Source organism: Paenibacillus sp. BSR1-1 (genome assembly GCF_030403775.1).
In the GTDB taxonomy this organism is placed as follows: domain Bacteria; phylum Bacillota; class Bacilli; order Bacillales; family Cytobacillaceae; genus Neobacillus.
Genome location: NZ_JAQMWQ010000003.1, coordinates 302,505 through 318,746, shown reverse-complemented (window position 1 = coordinate 318,746; position 16,242 = coordinate 302,505). Strand labels below are relative to the sequence as shown.

Sequence of the window (16,242 nt, the reverse complement as noted above, 5' to 3'; positions counted from 1 at the left end):
GTGAATAGTGTGGTTAATGTCTCAATTAACCAACAAGAACTATCTCAAAAAGTATTAAACCTTTATCATCAAGTGATTCAAGAAAGTGAAATGGCATTAGAAAAATTCTCATTGGAAGATGGGCAGCAAAATCGGGATAACTTGCTTGCCTTTTTAGCACTTCGAAAACTTCATTTACGTGAATTGTATATACCATTAGCGGCTGAAGGGCTTACACCTTTGGAATTCTCCAACTTGCACGTTTTATTTACGATGGAAAAAATATTAAACCACCTTAATGTTAAAACAGCGCCACCTGCCAGACTCTCTATTCCCACACCGATTGATGCAAAACAAATTTCAGAAAGAAAATCTGAAGAGCTTTTTGGAAAAAGGGAGAAGCAGCTTCATTCTGCAATAATGGTTACTTTAGATGCCAAAATGATTTACGAACCTGAAGTGATGAAAGAATTATTATTGAACGGAATGGATATCGCCAGGATTAACTGTGCACACAATCATCAAGGGATTTGGAAACAAATCATCGAAGGATTGCGAGAGGCGGAAAAAAAGTTAAAGGACGAGGGGATTTATAATCATCGCACTTGCAAAATATACATGGACATGGCAGGTCCAAAAGTGCGAATCGGAAAGCTTCAGCAGGTCGAAATTTCTGTCATAAAAGGCGACATTTTGCGTTTATACCTTGACCCTGAAAAGCCAGGGCACCCGGCTTCGACTGATGGTCCCGCTGGTGTTCCCGTTACACTTGAAAAAGCGTTTCGTAATGTCAGATTAAAGGATCGGATATTTATCGATGATGGTAAAATCAAGGGAGTCGTCCAGCATATTACATCAAATTACATTGAAATTAACATTCAAACACCGGCTAATAAATCCCTTCGAATAAAGGAAGGAAAGGGTGTAAATCTGCCTGATTCACTTCCAAGCTTAAATGTTCCCGCTTTAACGGAAAAGGACCTTCATGATTTACCCTTTATTATCGAGCATGCCGACATTGTGGGAATATCATTTGTACATTCTCCTATAGACTTGGAAAAACTTCGTGAGGCAATGAAAAGATATGATGGAATGCATCTCGCGGTTGTGGCAAAAATCGAAACAAAGGACGCGGTTCACCAGACAGCTAGAATTATTCTTGAAGGTTTAAAGTTTAAAAGCTTTGGTATTATGATCGCAAGAGGGGATTTAGCTGTGGAAGTAGGACCGGAAAACTTGGCCAGTGTCCAGGATGATATCCTTCAAATTTGCTCTGCCGCTTATATCCCAGCCATTTGGGCAACAGGTGTTTTAGAGAAATTAACAAAAACAGGCATTCCATCTCGTGCAGAAATGACCGATGCTTCATATGGAAAGCAAGCTGCATGTATCATGCTAAACAAAGGTCCTTATATAATTGAGTCCTTAAAAATGCTTAGAAATATGCTGCAAACAGAACAAAGTTTTTCACCAAGGACATACTCAAATACTCACCAAATCTTATAGTAGAAAAAGAGACGACGCGGTTGTGTTCGGCTCTTTTTGTGGTATCGGGGGAATGTCTATACCCATTCTTTTCCCTTTGAATATTATTAAATAAAAGGCAGGTGAGAAAAGTGTATTTGGTTGGCTTTTATTCGCCAAAAGCAAAGTCGGGCGTAACAGAATTGTCCTTGTCTGTATTTCATTGGCTGAAAACGAACACTAATTTATCCGTTGCATTCATTTCCTATGGCTCCCTAGAAAAAGAGGATCCTTCGAATCATCTCCTCCATGAATTCTCCAAGCTAACTCTGGCGGAACAAAAACAAAAAGTAAAAAAGATGAAGAAGGAACACGATATCATCATCTATGATGCCTCAAGCCAGTTATCCGAAGGAGTATTAAAGCTTTTACCTATCGTGGACCGGCTTTTTGTCGTCGGCGAGGAACACAAAGACTTTGCGGTGAAACTGCATCAAATCATTCAATTTAACAAAATTTTTGATAAAAGCGTTAAAAATTTCATTACCCATTTACAAGGGAATAAAACTTTTATCATTCGTGAAAATAAAGGGGACCGTGTAATTGGTTTTAATTATTCCAAGAAAGAAACCAATGAAATTGGCCAAATGATCTATACTGATTATGTAACCCATTACTTAAATGAAAAATTTATTGAAAAAAATGAAAAGATTTATCGGAAAATCAAAAAAATACCTAAGGAAGACTTGTTTAGAGGACTTTATGAGCTGGGTATTGATTTTGAAAAAGCACTGCTTTTTAATAAGTATGTCATTCTCCGCGAAGTATTAGGCCAGGATTACTACGAAGCACTCGAAAATCTTTTTCCTCATTTAATTAATTCCAAATTCGAAGATCTATTAGATATGTTCCAAAACGAATTGTTTTTTATTACGAAACTGAAACTCTAAAAAAACGCCATTCGAAGTGGATGGCGTTTTTTTTGAATCTTTTTGAATAGATTGTCTCTGCTATCAGTCCTGTTGATTTCCGCTGCGGGCACTCGCTTTCCGCGGGGAGGTCCTGGAGCCTCCTCGGCGCTTTGGCGCCTGCGGGGTCTCCAGTGACCTCTTTATCCCGAAGGAGTCGAGTGCCCTCCGCTCCAATCAACAGGGAGGTAAGACCAACAAGGGAATTGCAACACACAACTTTTCCAAACTGGCTAAATTAGATTCTTGTCCACTTAACGTTCAGATTGAATGCCATAAAGATAACCTTTATCTTCATCATTAAAAAGAATTAGAGGGATTATTGGAGCATTCATTATTATCGTTATAATAAGGACACACCGAAAAGGCAATATTTTTATCAATCAAGCGAAGAAGATGGTCATCGGTACAAATTCATCGATAGATACAAAATCATGTTCATTTTGGCTAGTCCCTTTTGGCTTAAACAATGAATTCACCACTTATTCATCCTTTAATAGGTAAATAAAAGATTGTTATTAAAAACACTCTGTTGATTGGAGCGGAAGGCGCGAAGACTCCTGCGGGAGTACGGGGCAGGGGAGACCCCGCAGGAGCGCAGCGACGAGGAGGCTCCCCGGCACGCACGCGGAAAGCGAAGCGCCTGGAGCGCAAATCAACAGACTATTTTAAAAATGAATTGTTAAATAAAAAGAATAAAAAAAGGCTATCGAAAGTATTTCGATAGCCTGATATTGTTTGAAGTGAATGGCGTTTCCCTATTGATGTCCAAGCTGATAATATTGCTCCAAAATATCAGCTGGCACCATGCTTCCGCCGGTGGCCCAAGGGATATGAACAGCATTTTTCATTTTTTCTGTTAAATGATGTTTTTGTAAATAATCCGTCCCATCTTGGCCTAATTTAATTGGACCAATCATCCCGGCTAATGCTGAAGGTTCTAAATAGATCTTTTCCGTATCCACTAAATCCTTTAATAGCTTATACATTTGTTCATCACTAATCGTATAAATGCCGCTTAAAAACGGCTCGATGACTTTTCCGACAAATCCCGAAGGTCTGCCCACTGCTAGACCATCGGCAGCTGTAATATTATCAATTCCAATATCCTGAACCGCGATTTTATCGTGTAGTCCTGTCATTAAGCCAAGTAACATACAAGGAGAGTGAGTCGGTTCTGCAAAGAAACAATGGACATGATCTTGAAACACTAATTTTAAACCAAAGGCGACCCCTCCTGGCCCTCCGCCGACACCACATGGAAGATAAACGAACAAGGGATGATTTTCATCGATGATCACGTCCAACTTTTCCAATTGATTTTTCAGGCGTAATGCAGCCACTGCGTAACCTAAGAAAAGATCGTGTGAGTTTTCATCATCGACAAAATAACAGAAAGAATCCGCTTCTGCTTGTTTTCGTCCTTCCTCAACCGCTTTACTGTAATCTGCACTGTATTCAATAACTGTGACACTTTTACTGCGCAGCAAATCTTTTTTCCATTGCTTGGCATCGGCGGACATATGAACTGTCACGTTAAAGCCTAACTTGGCGCTGATAATGCCAATACTCAATCCCAAATTTCCAGTAGAACCTACAGCAATGGAAAATTGCGAGAAAAAGGTCCGAAAGCGATCACTATCAAGGATGGAATAATCATCTTTGAGCGTTAACAGTCCATGTGTTAAGGCTAAAGTTTCCGCATGTTTAAGGACTTCATAAATGCCGCCTCGAGCTTTAATTGATCCAGAGATAGGAAGGTGGCTATCACATTTTAACAGTAATTCACCTAAAATCGATTGGGCGTAATCACCTTCTAGGTTTTGCTTCATAGAAGGTATTCTAATTAATGGTGATTCAATAATGCCATTAGCCTCTTTTGTTTCAGGGAAAACGCTGGCAATATAAGGCGCAAAACGGTTTAATCTTTCTTCTGCATCCAATACATCCTCAAAAGTTACCAGCGACTTTTCCATTCCTGAATGAAAAGTTTCGATTTTTGGATTAAGCCAAAGCTCTTCCTTAAGGGATTTAAGGCTTTTTAATAAAGGATACTGTTCAATAGATAAATTAATCTTCTCCAAAAAAAGAACCTCCACATCATTATCTTTATTTATAGTTTAACGTAGGAATACAGTTGTAACCACCCTCTTTTTTAGTCATATTCCTTGCGTTTTTTTGAAACTTTAACAAATAATAAATAAAAAAGGGGGATTTCATTTGAAGCAAACCAAATTAGAGCCAAAGGTTCTTTCGGTTTTAGAAGATAAAATTCAATTAATTAAAACGCAAAAAGGAGCTATCTATTTAGTTGGACCCATTCGGCTTCCTGTTAATTTATATGGTGAAACGGTAATTTTCAAATGGTATTGCTGGCTAAATTGCGACGAAGTAACCGAGGATTTTGAAAGGATCATTGACAAACTTTCTTCCGCCAATTTAGCAGAATTTCAGCAATCCAGTGTCCTTGCCTACGGGGATTTTGAATTCGGCGATGATGCGATCATTCGGATGCATTCCATCTGTCACACTGGAGATATTTTTGGCAGTAAAAGATGCGATTGCGGATATCAATTGAAACAATCCATGAAAATGATTGTTGAACATGGAACAGGGGCTTTATTCTATTTAGCGAACCATGAGGGAAGAGGGATTGGCCTATTCAGCAAGGCAATGGCCTATATTCTTCAGGAAAATGGCTATGATACCGTTGAAGCCAATCAAGCACTTGGGTTTGTAGATGATTCTAGAAACTACAGCGATGCTATCCAAGTCCTTAAAGCCTTACGTTCCAAGCCAGTTACTCTTATGACTAACAATCCTAAAAAATTAGATGCTTTAAAGAATTCCGGTTTACCTGTTTCAGGGAGAAGGCCATTATGGGGAGATGTATCTGAGTATAATGAAAAATACCTTCAGACAAAAATTAATCGCTCCGGTCATTTAAAAGAAGAAGAGGGGTCTTGCCCAAATGACTAGTCATGAATTTTATATGGATTTGGCCCTGCAAAATGCAAGGGCCATGAAAGGACAGACAGATCCAAATCCATTGGTCGGTTCTGTTATTGTCAATGACAACCGGGTGGTTGGAATCGGAGCCCATTTAAAGGCCGGTGAACCGCATGCGGAAATCCATGCCCTGAGGATGGCGGGCGAAAAAGCCAAGGGAGGTACCATTTATGTAACTCTGGAGCCTTGTTCCCATCAGGGACGAACAGGTCCTTGTGCCGTTGCCATTGTAGAGGCAGGCCTTAAACGAGTAGTGATTGCAACACTTGATCCTAATCCCATCGTTGCCGGAAACGGTGTTAAAATTCTTGAGGATGCTGGGATTGAAGTCATAATTGGGGTTCGTGAAAAGGAATCCCAACAAATGAATGAGGTATTTAATAAATTCATTGTAAAGAAAAAGCCATTTGTAACTTTGAAATCAGGAATTACCTTGGATGGCAAAATCGCTACTCATACCTCCCACAGTAAATGGATTACTTCAGAAGAAGCTAGAAAAGATGTCCATCATCTTAGAAATGAAAATATGGCGATTCTAGTCGGTGCCAATACCGTCATCAAGGATAATCCTGAGTTGACAACAAGGATTCCAAATGGACGCAACCCAATCCGTATCATAATGGATTCCGCATTAAAAATACCTTTAGAATCTAAAGTTGTCACCGATAAACAGGCAGAAACATGGATTTTTACAAGTAAGAATTACGATAAGGAAAAGGAAGCGGCATTATTATCTTTAGGAATAAAGGTTTTTCAAACCAGCGGATCCAAACATGTTGATCCTAATGATGTTGTACATATCCTGGGAGAAAATTTGGTTTCTTCTTTATTAATTGAGGGCGGGGGAACAATCAACGCATCTTTTTTAGAAAATCAACTCATTGATAAAGTGGTCCTCTATTTTGCACCTAAACTAATCGGTGGTAAGCATGCCCCAACCTTCCTAGAGGGGGAAGGTTTTGAAAAAATGAGTGAGGCTGTCGAGCTTTCGGGTGGATCTTTTACCAACATCGGGCCGGATTTTAAATTTATCGGCTATCCGCTTTACCAAAAATGAGGGGTAATTAAAATGAAATTCGGCTTTGATATAGACGATACGTTAATAAATTTAAGGGAGCACGCTTTCCATATTTATAATAAAAAATTGAATCAGAAGGTACCGATTGAGCATTTTAACGAGCTGAAAAGAGTGGAGATCCATGAGCCTTTTGGGTTAACGGATGAACAGGGGAAGGAAATGTGGAAGCAATCATTAGAAGAAATTTATTTTACCTCCTGCCCGCCTTATCCCGAAGCGGTTGAAACGTTGCAGCTACTTGATAAACAAGGGCATGAGATCTATTACATTACCTCAAGGCCAAAGGGGTATCGGGACCAGACAATGGAATGGATGAAGGAACGGGGTTTTCCCATCCGTGATGATCGTTTTTTCTACGGGATGCAGGATCATGAAAAAGTGGACATCATCAAAAATTTAAAACTGGATTATTACTTCGATGATAAGCCGGCAGTTCTAAATACACTACTTCAAGAATCAACAAAACTTATTGTAAGAGATCAATCCTATAATCGAGATTTGGATTTACCGCGAATTGTAAATTGGTCAGATTTCTCTATTATTTTAGAGTGCGAAATAGAAAAAAGGGAAGTTTAATATTATCAGCCTGTTCCAAATGGAACAGGCTATTTTTTCTCTAAATCATTGATGAGGTGAACAAATGACAATTGTACGTCTCGGTTATGTAGCTATGAGCATGGAACTGAAAAACGCTTCCCCTTCCAAAACAATGACCTTCGCCCAATTCCAGAAAATTGATGATCGGGAGGCTGCAATTCGCAAATTAGAGCGAATATCACTTGAAAATTTGCATAATACATTACGTATCCTTAAGCATAATGCCGCTTCTGACATTCATTTTTATCGGCTAACCTCCCGATTAATCCCTTTAGCCAATCATGAAGAACTGCTTGATTGGGACTATATGAAACCACTAAAAAGAAGTTTGCATGAAGTTGGTGAGTTTGTCAAAAAGCATAGGATGAGAGTTGATTTCCACCCAGATCATTTTGTTTTACTTAATTCCCAGCAGGACCACATCTTAAAGAATTCAATCAAAACCTTAAAGCTGCATTATTTATTATTAAAGGGAATGGGGATTGACCCAACTCACCGCTGTGTCATGCATGTTGGCGGGAACTATAAAGAAACTGAAACATCACTGGAACGCTTTGTTGATAATTGGATGGCTGTACCTAGATCGATTCAAAAAATGATCATGCTTGAAAATGATGATACTTCCTTTACCCTTGAAGATACTCTTTATTTATGTGAAAAATTAGAAATACCGCTCGTTTTCGATTATCATCATCACCTTGCCCATCATGAGAATCCAAACTGGGAGGTGAATTGGGAGCGGATCATTCATACATGGAAGTATTCTCCGCTGCCCATAAAAATGCATATTTCAAGTCCAAAAAGCCAAAAAGAATTTCGCCACCATTCCGACTATGTTGACAATAACATGTTCTTTGATTTCTTAAATGTAATAAAAGGGAGCATCAAACAAATTGATTGTATGATTGAAGCCAAAAGAAAAGATGAGGCACTTTTTCATTTAATGGAGGAAATAAGAGCTCGAGGGGATGTAGAAGTCATTGATGGCTCTTCTTTTCTGTTGAAATAGGCAAAAAAAGCTTGGCATTCGCCAAGCTTTATTCTCTTCTTAATACTTTTTTCATTAATATCCCTATAAAAACCCCAGGAATCACACCTAACATTGGAAACCAGACTGTTCCAAGCAGCATCCCGAATACCTTTTTTTTGCTGAAAAGATAAGCCCCACAGTGACAAAAAAGGCTGAAAGTGCAAATGGCAGAAATGAATAAGGTTCTTTGCCTCCACCTGCATCATTATATGCATCCCACATGGCAAAAAAATAAACACAAGGATAAAACATTAGCCATTGGAATTCAGTGCGAAGAAATGTCTTTTCAATTTCCCCATTAAAACTAAGCATGATTACTTCGTTAAAATGTGAACGGATGTTGATCATAAATTCTAAAAAGATAAAGAGGATACCTTTTACATACTTCCCATTAAGCAATTGACCAAAACCAGGGAAAGCAATGCTCCATAATAATTTTTCATTTGGATTCACATTTGTTTTACCTCATTCAGATGCTAATTTTTTTCTATCTACTGCATGCGGAGGTTGTTCCATCCAGCCTTTTTCAACAAAAATTTTTGCTGCCGCTTCAACAAATTGTCCGATTTTCATTAACGACTTGGAATACATTAGCGCAATATCATGCCTTCCGTTAACTGCAGCTGAATTACCAAATGCTCTTATTTTCATTGAAAACATATCCATTTTATGAAATAGCATTAATTTATCTGAAAATGGTGAATAAGTTGATGCTGTCACCAAATCGTCCAAAAAAGAAGGAGTAGGTAAATTTTCATTATGTAGCATTTTCATATAGTGTTCAATACTTGTGGTGGTCATTTCCCTGCCCCATTCAAACAATTTCCGAATCTTTTCATCCTTTACCACTTGTGCAAATGACAAAATGAGTGCCTTGCTCGTTACATTATTTTCAATATTGTCGTAAAGGTGGGCAATTTCTAAGGCATGTAAAGAACGGACATGTCCCAGGAAACCATTTAAAAAGTCCTGATGAACAAATTCCACCTTTTCAGGTATTGGAATTAAAGGAGGTTTCATAATAAATCCCTTATTCATTAAAATTTCATTGATTTGCTCCATTAAGTCCATTGTGGCATCCATACAGTATCTAAAGAATTCTTTAACATCCTTTCTAATGACAAGAGGAATTGCAACGTTATAGATACTCATACCTGCTTTTCCAGCGTATTTCAGATAATGAACATAGTATTGATCTTGATATAAACGGGGAGCTCCAAGGTTAACGTCCTCATCCCCAAAACCTTTAGGAATAGGGTAGTTCTCCTTTTCAAAAATTCCTTTCGTTGTATTCATAAATTCTAGGCTTAGCCTTAATGCATTTTCTAATAACGTTTTAATATCCTTATCTTCCACATGTTGGAGATAATAACTTAAAATGCATGTTGACATGCTGTTTCCCATATAGGTAGCCCAAAGTTTCCCCATTTCTGCAGAAGTTAATTGTTCGCTAATCTCTTCTTTGTAGGAACCTAATTTAATTGGCTTAATTGTTTTCATGGATACTCCTCTTCATGCACGCTTTAGGATCGTATTCTCTTCAGATTGTATTATACTCGGCAGTAAAACCTCTTCAACAGGAAGAGCGCTTTATTAACTGAGATTTGAAATAATCAGTAAAAAGAGCCAAATGGATTTATATAGTAATTTCTTGTGGCGGTTCACCATGAAGATTTAAGATCCGGACAGTTTCAGGCACGATTTGAAGAAACACATAGTTCGGATCTTCTGGGCCTTCGAACCATTGATTGAATGATTCATCCCAATATTGCTTTTTAAGATTCTGTGACTCATTAATGCTAGATGTTCCAAGGATTTCTACATAGGCGTCGCTTTGTCCATTCTTTTCATAACCTAATAAGACAGAGACGGATGAGTTCTTCTCGATTTCTTCAATTTTTTCAGTATCCTTTTTTGTAGGTGTATACAGGGTAAGGTCATCATTGTAGAACGTCATATAGCGTGAATGGGGCTTATTATTTTCGACCGATGAAAGGACACCGGTTTTGTGATCAGAGATAATCTTGATAACCTTCTCTTTTAAATTTTGATCGTTCATGGATTCCGCTCCTTTTTTCAAAGTCAATATTAATTTCCTCATAATTAACTAACCTATACTAATCGATCATTAATTTCCATTATCAAGAAAACATAATATTAGCTGCGAAAAGGGAAAAATTTTAATAATGAGTTACAAATGGTTAATTGCGAAGAAGAAAAGGTGATGGAATGGAAAGTCAAAATTACCATGCTGGTGATATTGTTTATGTTTTTTACCGAAATCCCCATACACAGGATGTTGCAAACATCCAAGCTGCTGCAGTTGTCAATAATCCTGAACAGCCCAATGAATTAGCGTTATTTTTGTACGAAACCTATTACCCGCTTTCCAATGATATGGCAGTTTATTCTACAGAAGAAGAGGCAAATCAAGCCTTTGATTATTATTATGGCAGTGCTTCAGAAGGGAGGTTGGAATGAATAACCCTTTCACGCCTAAATTGGTTTACTTTGAGCCGGATGCACTGGACTATCCATTAGGAAAAGAACTTTTAGAAAAATTCGAAAAAATGGATGTCGAAATCCGATATACCACATCCCATAATCAAGTTAGAAATTTGCCCGGTGACAATGACTTCCAAAGATATCGAGTTGCAAAGTCAACACTGGTGGTTGGAATAAGAAAAACATTGAAATTCGATACTTCTAAGCCTTCAGCAGAGTATGCCATCCCATTCGCGACCGGATGTATGGGGCATTGTCACTATTGTTATTTACAAACAACAATGGGCAGTAAACCATATATCCGAACATACGTGAATGTCGAGGAGATTCTGGAAGCTGCCGATAAATACATGGAGGAGCGGGCTCCGGAACTGACAAGGTTTGAGGCCTCCTGTACCTCCGATATTGTGGGGATTGATCACTTAACCCATACGTTAAAAAGAGCCATTGAGCATTTTGGAAAATCAGAACTTGGAAAACTTAGATTTGTAACGAAATTTCATCATGTGGATCATCTCCTTGATGCGCAACATAATGGGAGAACAAGATTTAGATTTAGTGTTAACGCCGATTATGTCATTAAAAACTTTGAGCCGGGGACCTCGCCATTGGCTAAAAGGATTGAAGCAGCAGGAAAAGTCGCAAGAGCCGGTTATCCGCTTGGGTTCATTGTTGCTCCCATTTACCTGCATGAGGGGTGGGAGGAAGGGTATAAACATATGTTTGAACGTTTGGAAGCAGAATTGCCTCCGGAGGCTAAGGAGGACTTAACCTTCGAATTTATTCAACATCGTTTTACCAAACCGGCAAAAAAAGTAATTGAAAAAAACTATCCGATGACAAAATTAGAATTGGATGAAGAAAAAAGAAGATATAAATGGGGGAAATATGGGATTGGCAAATACATTTATCAAAAAGAAGAAGAAGAGGATTTAAAAACCCACCTATACGGCTATATGGAAAAGTTTTTCCCAAATGCAAAATTGGAATATTTCACATAGACTGGTACTATCTTATAGATATTTAAAACACCTGGAATAAGCATACATGCATCCTTTAAGGCAACACTAAAAATGGTGAATTGACACCATTTTCTAACTTCGATGTAGGGGGATTATACATGAATATTCGAGAAGGTTTAATACCAACTGCATTAGGCTCAGCCGTAACCGCGACTGGATATGCATTAAAACAAAAACGGGGGACAAATAAAATGATTGCCAATACCGTTTTTGGTTTCGGATTAGCTCACATCGTTTTGGGAGTATATGACCTTATTGAACATCGTCGTTAGTAAATAGAAGGATGGGCAATAGAACATGCTCACCTTCTTCAACTTTGGAGGTAGATATTCATGTCAAATCAACAACGAAACAGAAATGAGAACCAAAAAGGTAAATACCAGCAGGGTTCAGGAACAAAATATCATAAAGAGCATGCGGGCAGTGTCCCTGGATATGGAAACAATCAAGTGGATCAAGTTCAAAAGAGTTAATAAAAAATTGATAGTGTGAGTTGGTCTGGGATAATTCCCAGACCTTTTTTCGATGTTGTACTTCATGATGTAAGATATATTTTTCCATATAAATGGAAATTTATTCAAGGAACTATAAAACATATTTCTTTCGATAGGAAAGAAAAAGTTAGGCTAATAACTTATTAAAAGGTGAAGTATACAAATATATCTACTTTTATGGAGGCTTTTAAGTGGAAAATATTAGCATAACGCAGAACTTCCATCAGCAGAAATCGCAAATCTTTGGACTCAATATATAAACGACTCGTTATCCATCCATTGGATATTTTGGTGCTGGTGCATCCGTTTCTCAAAGAAGGGATTTAGCTTTGGAATTCACGAAGCTAATGACGGAAGCAGGAATATATGCAGAGGACGGAGCCGAATTATTAATAAAATACGGTTGGCTGTAGCAGCCGCCGCTGGCAGGAAATTGCTAGGAATTGGCAAATAAGAAACAATAACTTCACTTTTAAAAAGGTGTGGATGTATGAAAATTCAAAATAAAATTATTAACACCTTGAAGCAGCAATTACAAGAAACGAAGGACCTGATCATACATTCCTTTGAGTATTACAACCAACCAATACACCTGGTTTATATCCAAAACCTATGTGATGCAGAAAAAATTAAAACCGATATTATCCAGCCATTGATGTTATGTGAAAAAGAAAGTAAATTTCTTTTGCACTTGTTATCTTTAACCCATTGTCAAGTCATACAAAATCAAGAAGATCTTACAAATTTGTTATTATTAGGAAATGTTCTAATCTTTTTTTCGAACGAAATTTATTCTTATAAAGTTATATCAGTATTAAATAACCAGCCAGAAGATGCAACCGTAGAAATGGTTGTTCAAGGCCCCCAGAAAGCTTTTACACAAAATTTAAATACAAACCTTGCACTTATTAGAAAAAGGTACCCATCTGAAAAATTAAAGGTTGAATACCAATCAATTGGGACATTATCAAAGACCAAAATCGCCATTCTTTATGATGTTAATTATGCAGATCCAATAGTAATAAACGAGGTAAAAAATCGTTTGAGTAAAATCGATATAGATGTTATTCAGTCTGCAGGACAACTAGAAAATGCCTTAAATAAAAGGAAGATTCATTTATTCCCTACAATGATGATAACGGAAAGGCCGGATAGAACAGTCCTGAACCTGGCGGAAGGAAAAGTTATTATTTTGATCAATGGTACCCCATTCACATTGATTCTTCCGGCCGTTTTTTTTGATTTTATCTCTTCCATGGATGATTTATTTCATTCTTTTTGGATAAAAATGCTTATGATAGTAGTTCGCTATTTGGCTCTTCTAGTCACATTAATCCTGCCTGCATTATATATTGCTATCACGTCCTATAATCCAGAAATACTTAGGTCACAATTAACTTTAACAATTGCCGGAAGCAGGTCGGGGGTCCCATATCCATCCTTTTATGAGGTTCTTTTTATGATGTTAGCCGTTGAAATGCTAGTCGAAGCAAGTATTCGACTGCCAAAAGCAATTGGACCAACCGCTACGACCGTAGGCGGACTCATTCTTGGACAAGCGGCGCAGCAGGCGCAGCTTGTTAGTTCTATCATGATTATCGTCACAGCATTTGTGGCAATTGCAAACTTTACGATCCCTGTCAACGCCATGAGTTTTGCGATTCGCTGTATCAGGTATCCTTTAATCTTATTTGCCTGTTTCTTTGGTATGGTCGGATTAGTAGGCGGAGTAATTGTACTATTATGCATTTTAGTAGATATGCGAAGCTTCGGAACTCCATTTTTATCGATATCATGGGGGTCTTCGGATAAGATTGAAACCATAACCAATGTCCCAAAAGGGGGACACCACTAATTTGACTCGTCATTTTTTCTATATAGTCATGTTGACAATGATGTTGAACATCATATTAAATGTCCCGATGGTTTTAGTGCAAGATCGATTTCATGGCTCCATTATATCTATAGTAATTAGCATAATCATCGGCAGTTTATTTATCTTTTTATTTATCATTGGAATGAGCAGATTTCCCAAAAAAGGACTTCCAGAAATCTTCCACGAGAAATTTCCGGCCTATATTCGTAACCCGTATTTAGTATTTTTGGGAATTATGTGGATGGCATCGGGCACATTTGCTTTAGTTTCTTACAGTTATGTAGTCAAATTGTATCTTAATCCTGAAATGAACTTACTACTCATATTGGGGTTCCTTCTTTTCATCATAATCTTTGGAGCTTCAAAGAAAACCGATTCAATCCTTTATTTAACAGAAATCATTATTGTCATTGCTGCCCCTATGGTAGCTTTTATTCTATTTAAAGCCATCACAAGTAAATTCTTTTATTTTGACCATATAAAAAGAATGGGTCATTTTATTTGGCAAATTCCAAGTTACAGTTCGATATCTGCAGCCACTTATATTTTTATTGGATATATTAATTTGGCCATTGTAAATCGGTTCATTGATTCAAGAAAACTTATAAAGGTTCTCTGGACTCTTCCTATTATTGGGATTTTTGTCCTTTGCTCAACCTTTTTCATCCCGATGGGCTTTTTAGGTGTTAATGGAGTAAACGATGTTGTCTTTCCATGGATCTTTATTACAGATTCTTTAAGGATGGAATTTGGTTTCATCGAACGGGTTTTATATTTGACTCTGTGCTTATACCTTTTATTGGTACTGTTATTCGGGATTATCACCTGGCATATTGGATTAAAACTATTAGAAGGGGTATTCATTGGAAAGAATACTTCTGCTAAGACTAATATAAAAAGGGAAAAACTATTTACATTTGTGTTCTTAATTGGAATGGGGGTTCTTACCCTTATTTTGCAAGCAATAACTAACCAAAGACAATTTTTTTATATTGTCAAACTGTGGCTCAATATTCGCTTCCCTGCTGAGTTTATGCTAGTAGTTTTGGTTTACTTGATCTCCAGGAGGCAAAAGGCATGAAATATCATTTATTAATTATTTTTATAATGGTTACATTTTTTTTGGCTGGCTGCCAATTTAATGATATTGATAAGCGTTTTTTTGTTGTAGCGATTGGAATCGATCAACCTGAAAATGCTAAACATCATTTTCGTGTCATGCTGAAATTAACAATTCCCTCCGCACAAGTAGAGGCAGGTAAATCGGATTTTCAAATCATCACCCAAGAGTCAAATTCAATTTCGGAAGCTATTAGAGTGATTCAATCATTAGTAGATAAAAAATTAGATTTTGGGCATTGCAGGGTGATTGTTTTGGATAAAAAAATCATGCAAAGCAATCAATTGGACCTTATGAAATGGTTTATTAAGCGTCCCGATATCCAGGGCATTACTTATGTAGCTGTTGGTGAGCCATCAGCAAAAGAAGTACTTTCTTGGAAAGTAAAATCGGAAAGACTGCCAGCCAATGCTCTAGTTTTGGCATTTAATGAAGTAACAAATAGATCCCCATACGTCTTGTCCGAAATATTAAATGATTACTATATGAGACTAAGAGAAAGTGGTATAGATCCTTATTTACCAATTATTAAACCGATAAATGGTTCTTTTAAAATTAATACCTCAGTTGTATTAAAAGGAAAGACAATAAAAGCTGAATTAAATCGTGATGAAACCAGATTATTAAATGAACTATTAAATCCAGAAAAGACAGCATTAATAGATGTTGGGAAAGGAAAAGATCAAATTTTTGTAAATGCAGAACAAACGAAAACAAACATGAAAATCATTATACCGAAAAAGGGAAATCCTTATGTTGACGTCCAAATTAAAATCAAAGGATTTATAGAAGAATCTCAAAAAAACTTGCATCGCAGGAGCGATATAAAAGAATCCGAAAAAAAAGCCGCAATTTTAGTTAGTGCAAGGGTAAAAAACTTCCTGGAACACCTTCAGAAATTAGAGGTAGACCCGCTCGGCCTGGGGCTTAAATATCAGGTTAAACATGGAATTACGAAAAATGAATTATATCAGTGGAAGAACCTGTACCCCAAACTTGAATTTCATGTAAAATCAGATGTTAAATTAAAAGGAACTGGAACAATGTACTAAATTTTAGAATCATTAATTTATTTAGTATTGGGAAGGTTATTTATGTGC

At 37.2% G+C, this 16,242-nt stretch carries 17 protein-coding genes and 1 pseudogene; 14 read left to right on the top strand and 4 right to left on the bottom strand.

Going from position 1 to position 16,242, the window contains the following annotated elements:
- Positions 1-9: 9 nt before the first annotated feature.
- A complete protein-coding gene (locus PH210_RS07255) occupies positions 10-1,485 on the top strand; it encodes a pyruvate kinase (RefSeq protein ID WP_289984255.1) in 1,476 nt (491 codons plus the stop codon).
- A 110-nt stretch (positions 1,486-1,595) separates the two neighbouring features.
- A complete protein-coding gene (locus tag PH210_RS07250; RefSeq protein WP_289984253.1) occupies positions 1,596-2,393 on the top strand; it encodes a hypothetical protein in 798 nt (265 codons plus the stop codon).
- A 776-nt stretch (positions 2,394-3,169) separates the two neighbouring features.
- Here the strand turns inward: PH210_RS07250 and dsdA are convergent.
- Positions 3,170-4,495 (bottom strand): D-serine ammonia-lyase, encoded by a 1,326-nt coding sequence (gene dsdA / locus PH210_RS07245; RefSeq protein WP_289984252.1) that lies wholly within the window; start codon positions 4,493-4,495, stop codon positions 3,170-3,172.
- A 136-nt stretch (positions 4,496-4,631) separates the two neighbouring features.
- Between dsdA and PH210_RS07240 the strand changes: the two genes are divergently transcribed.
- The 4 genes from PH210_RS07240 (at position 4,632) to uvsE (ending at position 8,104) form a co-directional block, all read left to right on the top strand.
- Positions 4,632-5,390: a GTP cyclohydrolase II gene (locus PH210_RS07240; protein ID WP_223590087.1), complete on the top strand. Its 759-nt coding sequence runs from the start codon at positions 4,632-4,634 to the stop codon at positions 5,388-5,390.
- Positions 5,383-6,477: a bifunctional diaminohydroxyphosphoribosylaminopyrimidine deaminase/5-amino-6-(5-phosphoribosylamino)uracil reductase RibD gene (gene ribD / locus PH210_RS07235; protein WP_289984250.1), complete on the top strand. Its 1,095-nt coding sequence runs from the start codon at positions 5,383-5,385 to the stop codon at positions 6,475-6,477. Before PH210_RS07240 ends, ribD begins: the two co-directional genes overlap by 8 nt.
- 12 nt (positions 6,478-6,489) lie before the next feature.
- Entirely contained in the window at positions 6,490-7,074 is a 585-nt protein-coding gene (locus PH210_RS07230) for a 5' nucleotidase, NT5C type (RefSeq protein WP_289984249.1), read from the top strand.
- Positions 7,075-7,138: 64 nt separating this feature from the next.
- The gene (gene uvsE, locus PH210_RS07225) at positions 7,139-8,104 is read left to right on the top strand and encodes a UV DNA damage repair endonuclease UvsE (protein WP_289984247.1); all 966 of its coding nucleotides are present in this window, start codon (positions 7,139-7,141) and stop codon (positions 8,102-8,104) included.
- 28 nt (positions 8,105-8,132) lie between these two features.
- Here the strand turns inward: uvsE and PH210_RS07220 are convergent.
- The 3 genes and pseudogenes from PH210_RS07220 to PH210_RS07210 all read right to left on the bottom strand — a co-directional run bounded on the left by PH210_RS07220 (position 8,133) and on the right by PH210_RS07210 (position 10,184).
- Positions 8,133-8,578: pseudogene (locus tag PH210_RS07220) on the bottom strand (hypothetical protein).
- A 12-nt stretch (positions 8,579-8,590) separates the two neighbouring features.
- Positions 8,591-9,625, bottom strand: coding sequence for a DUF3231 family protein (locus tag PH210_RS07215; protein ID WP_289984246.1), 1,035 nt, complete (start codon positions 9,623-9,625; stop codon positions 8,591-8,593).
- Positions 9,626-9,761: 136 nt separating this feature from the next.
- On the bottom strand, positions 9,762-10,184 hold the full coding sequence (locus tag PH210_RS07210; RefSeq protein ID WP_289984244.1) for a pyridoxamine 5'-phosphate oxidase family protein: 423 nt from the start codon (positions 10,182-10,184) through the stop codon (positions 9,762-9,764).
- Between the two features lie 170 nt (positions 10,185-10,354).
- Between PH210_RS07210 and PH210_RS07205 the strand changes: the two genes are divergently transcribed.
- The 8 genes from PH210_RS07205 to PH210_RS07175 all read left to right on the top strand — a co-directional run bounded on the left by PH210_RS07205 (position 10,355) and on the right by PH210_RS07175 (position 16,194).
- Positions 10,355-10,606 carry a transcriptional regulator SplA domain-containing protein gene (locus PH210_RS07205; protein ID WP_289984243.1) on the top strand — a complete coding sequence of 84 codons (252 nt, stop codon included), beginning with the start codon at positions 10,355-10,357 and terminating at the stop codon, positions 10,604-10,606.
- A complete protein-coding gene (gene splB / locus PH210_RS07200; RefSeq protein ID WP_289984242.1) occupies positions 10,603-11,631 on the top strand; it encodes a spore photoproduct lyase in 1,029 nt (342 codons plus the stop codon). The genes PH210_RS07205 and splB overlap by 4 nt, the downstream gene beginning before the upstream one ends.
- A gap of 119 nt (positions 11,632-11,750) precedes the next feature.
- Positions 11,751-11,924 carry an asparagine synthase gene (locus tag PH210_RS07195; RefSeq protein WP_223590070.1) on the top strand — a complete coding sequence of 58 codons (174 nt, stop codon included), beginning with the start codon at positions 11,751-11,753 and terminating at the stop codon, positions 11,922-11,924.
- A gap of 60 nt (positions 11,925-11,984) precedes the next feature.
- Complete coding sequence (locus PH210_RS07190) at positions 11,985-12,125, top strand: hypothetical protein (RefSeq protein ID WP_289984240.1); 141 nt, start codon at positions 11,985-11,987, stop codon at positions 12,123-12,125.
- 299 nt (positions 12,126-12,424) lie between these two features.
- On the top strand, positions 12,425-12,559 hold the full coding sequence (locus tag PH210_RS29735; protein ID WP_354669967.1) for a DUF3231 family protein: 135 nt from the start codon (positions 12,425-12,427) through the stop codon (positions 12,557-12,559).
- Positions 12,560-12,636: 77 nt separating this feature from the next.
- Complete coding sequence (locus PH210_RS07185) at positions 12,637-14,001, top strand: spore germination protein (RefSeq protein ID WP_289984238.1); 1,365 nt, start codon at positions 12,637-12,639, stop codon at positions 13,999-14,001.
- Between the two features lies 1 nt (position 14,002).
- Positions 14,003-15,103, top strand: a complete 1,101-nt coding sequence (locus PH210_RS07180; protein WP_289984237.1) for a GerAB/ArcD/ProY family transporter — start codon at positions 14,003-14,005, stop codon at positions 15,101-15,103.
- Entirely contained in the window at positions 15,100-16,194 is a 1,095-nt protein-coding gene (locus tag PH210_RS07175) for a Ger(x)C family spore germination protein (RefSeq protein WP_289984235.1), read from the top strand. The genes PH210_RS07180 and PH210_RS07175 overlap by 4 nt, the downstream gene beginning before the upstream one ends.
- Positions 16,195-16,242 lie beyond the last annotated feature (48 nt).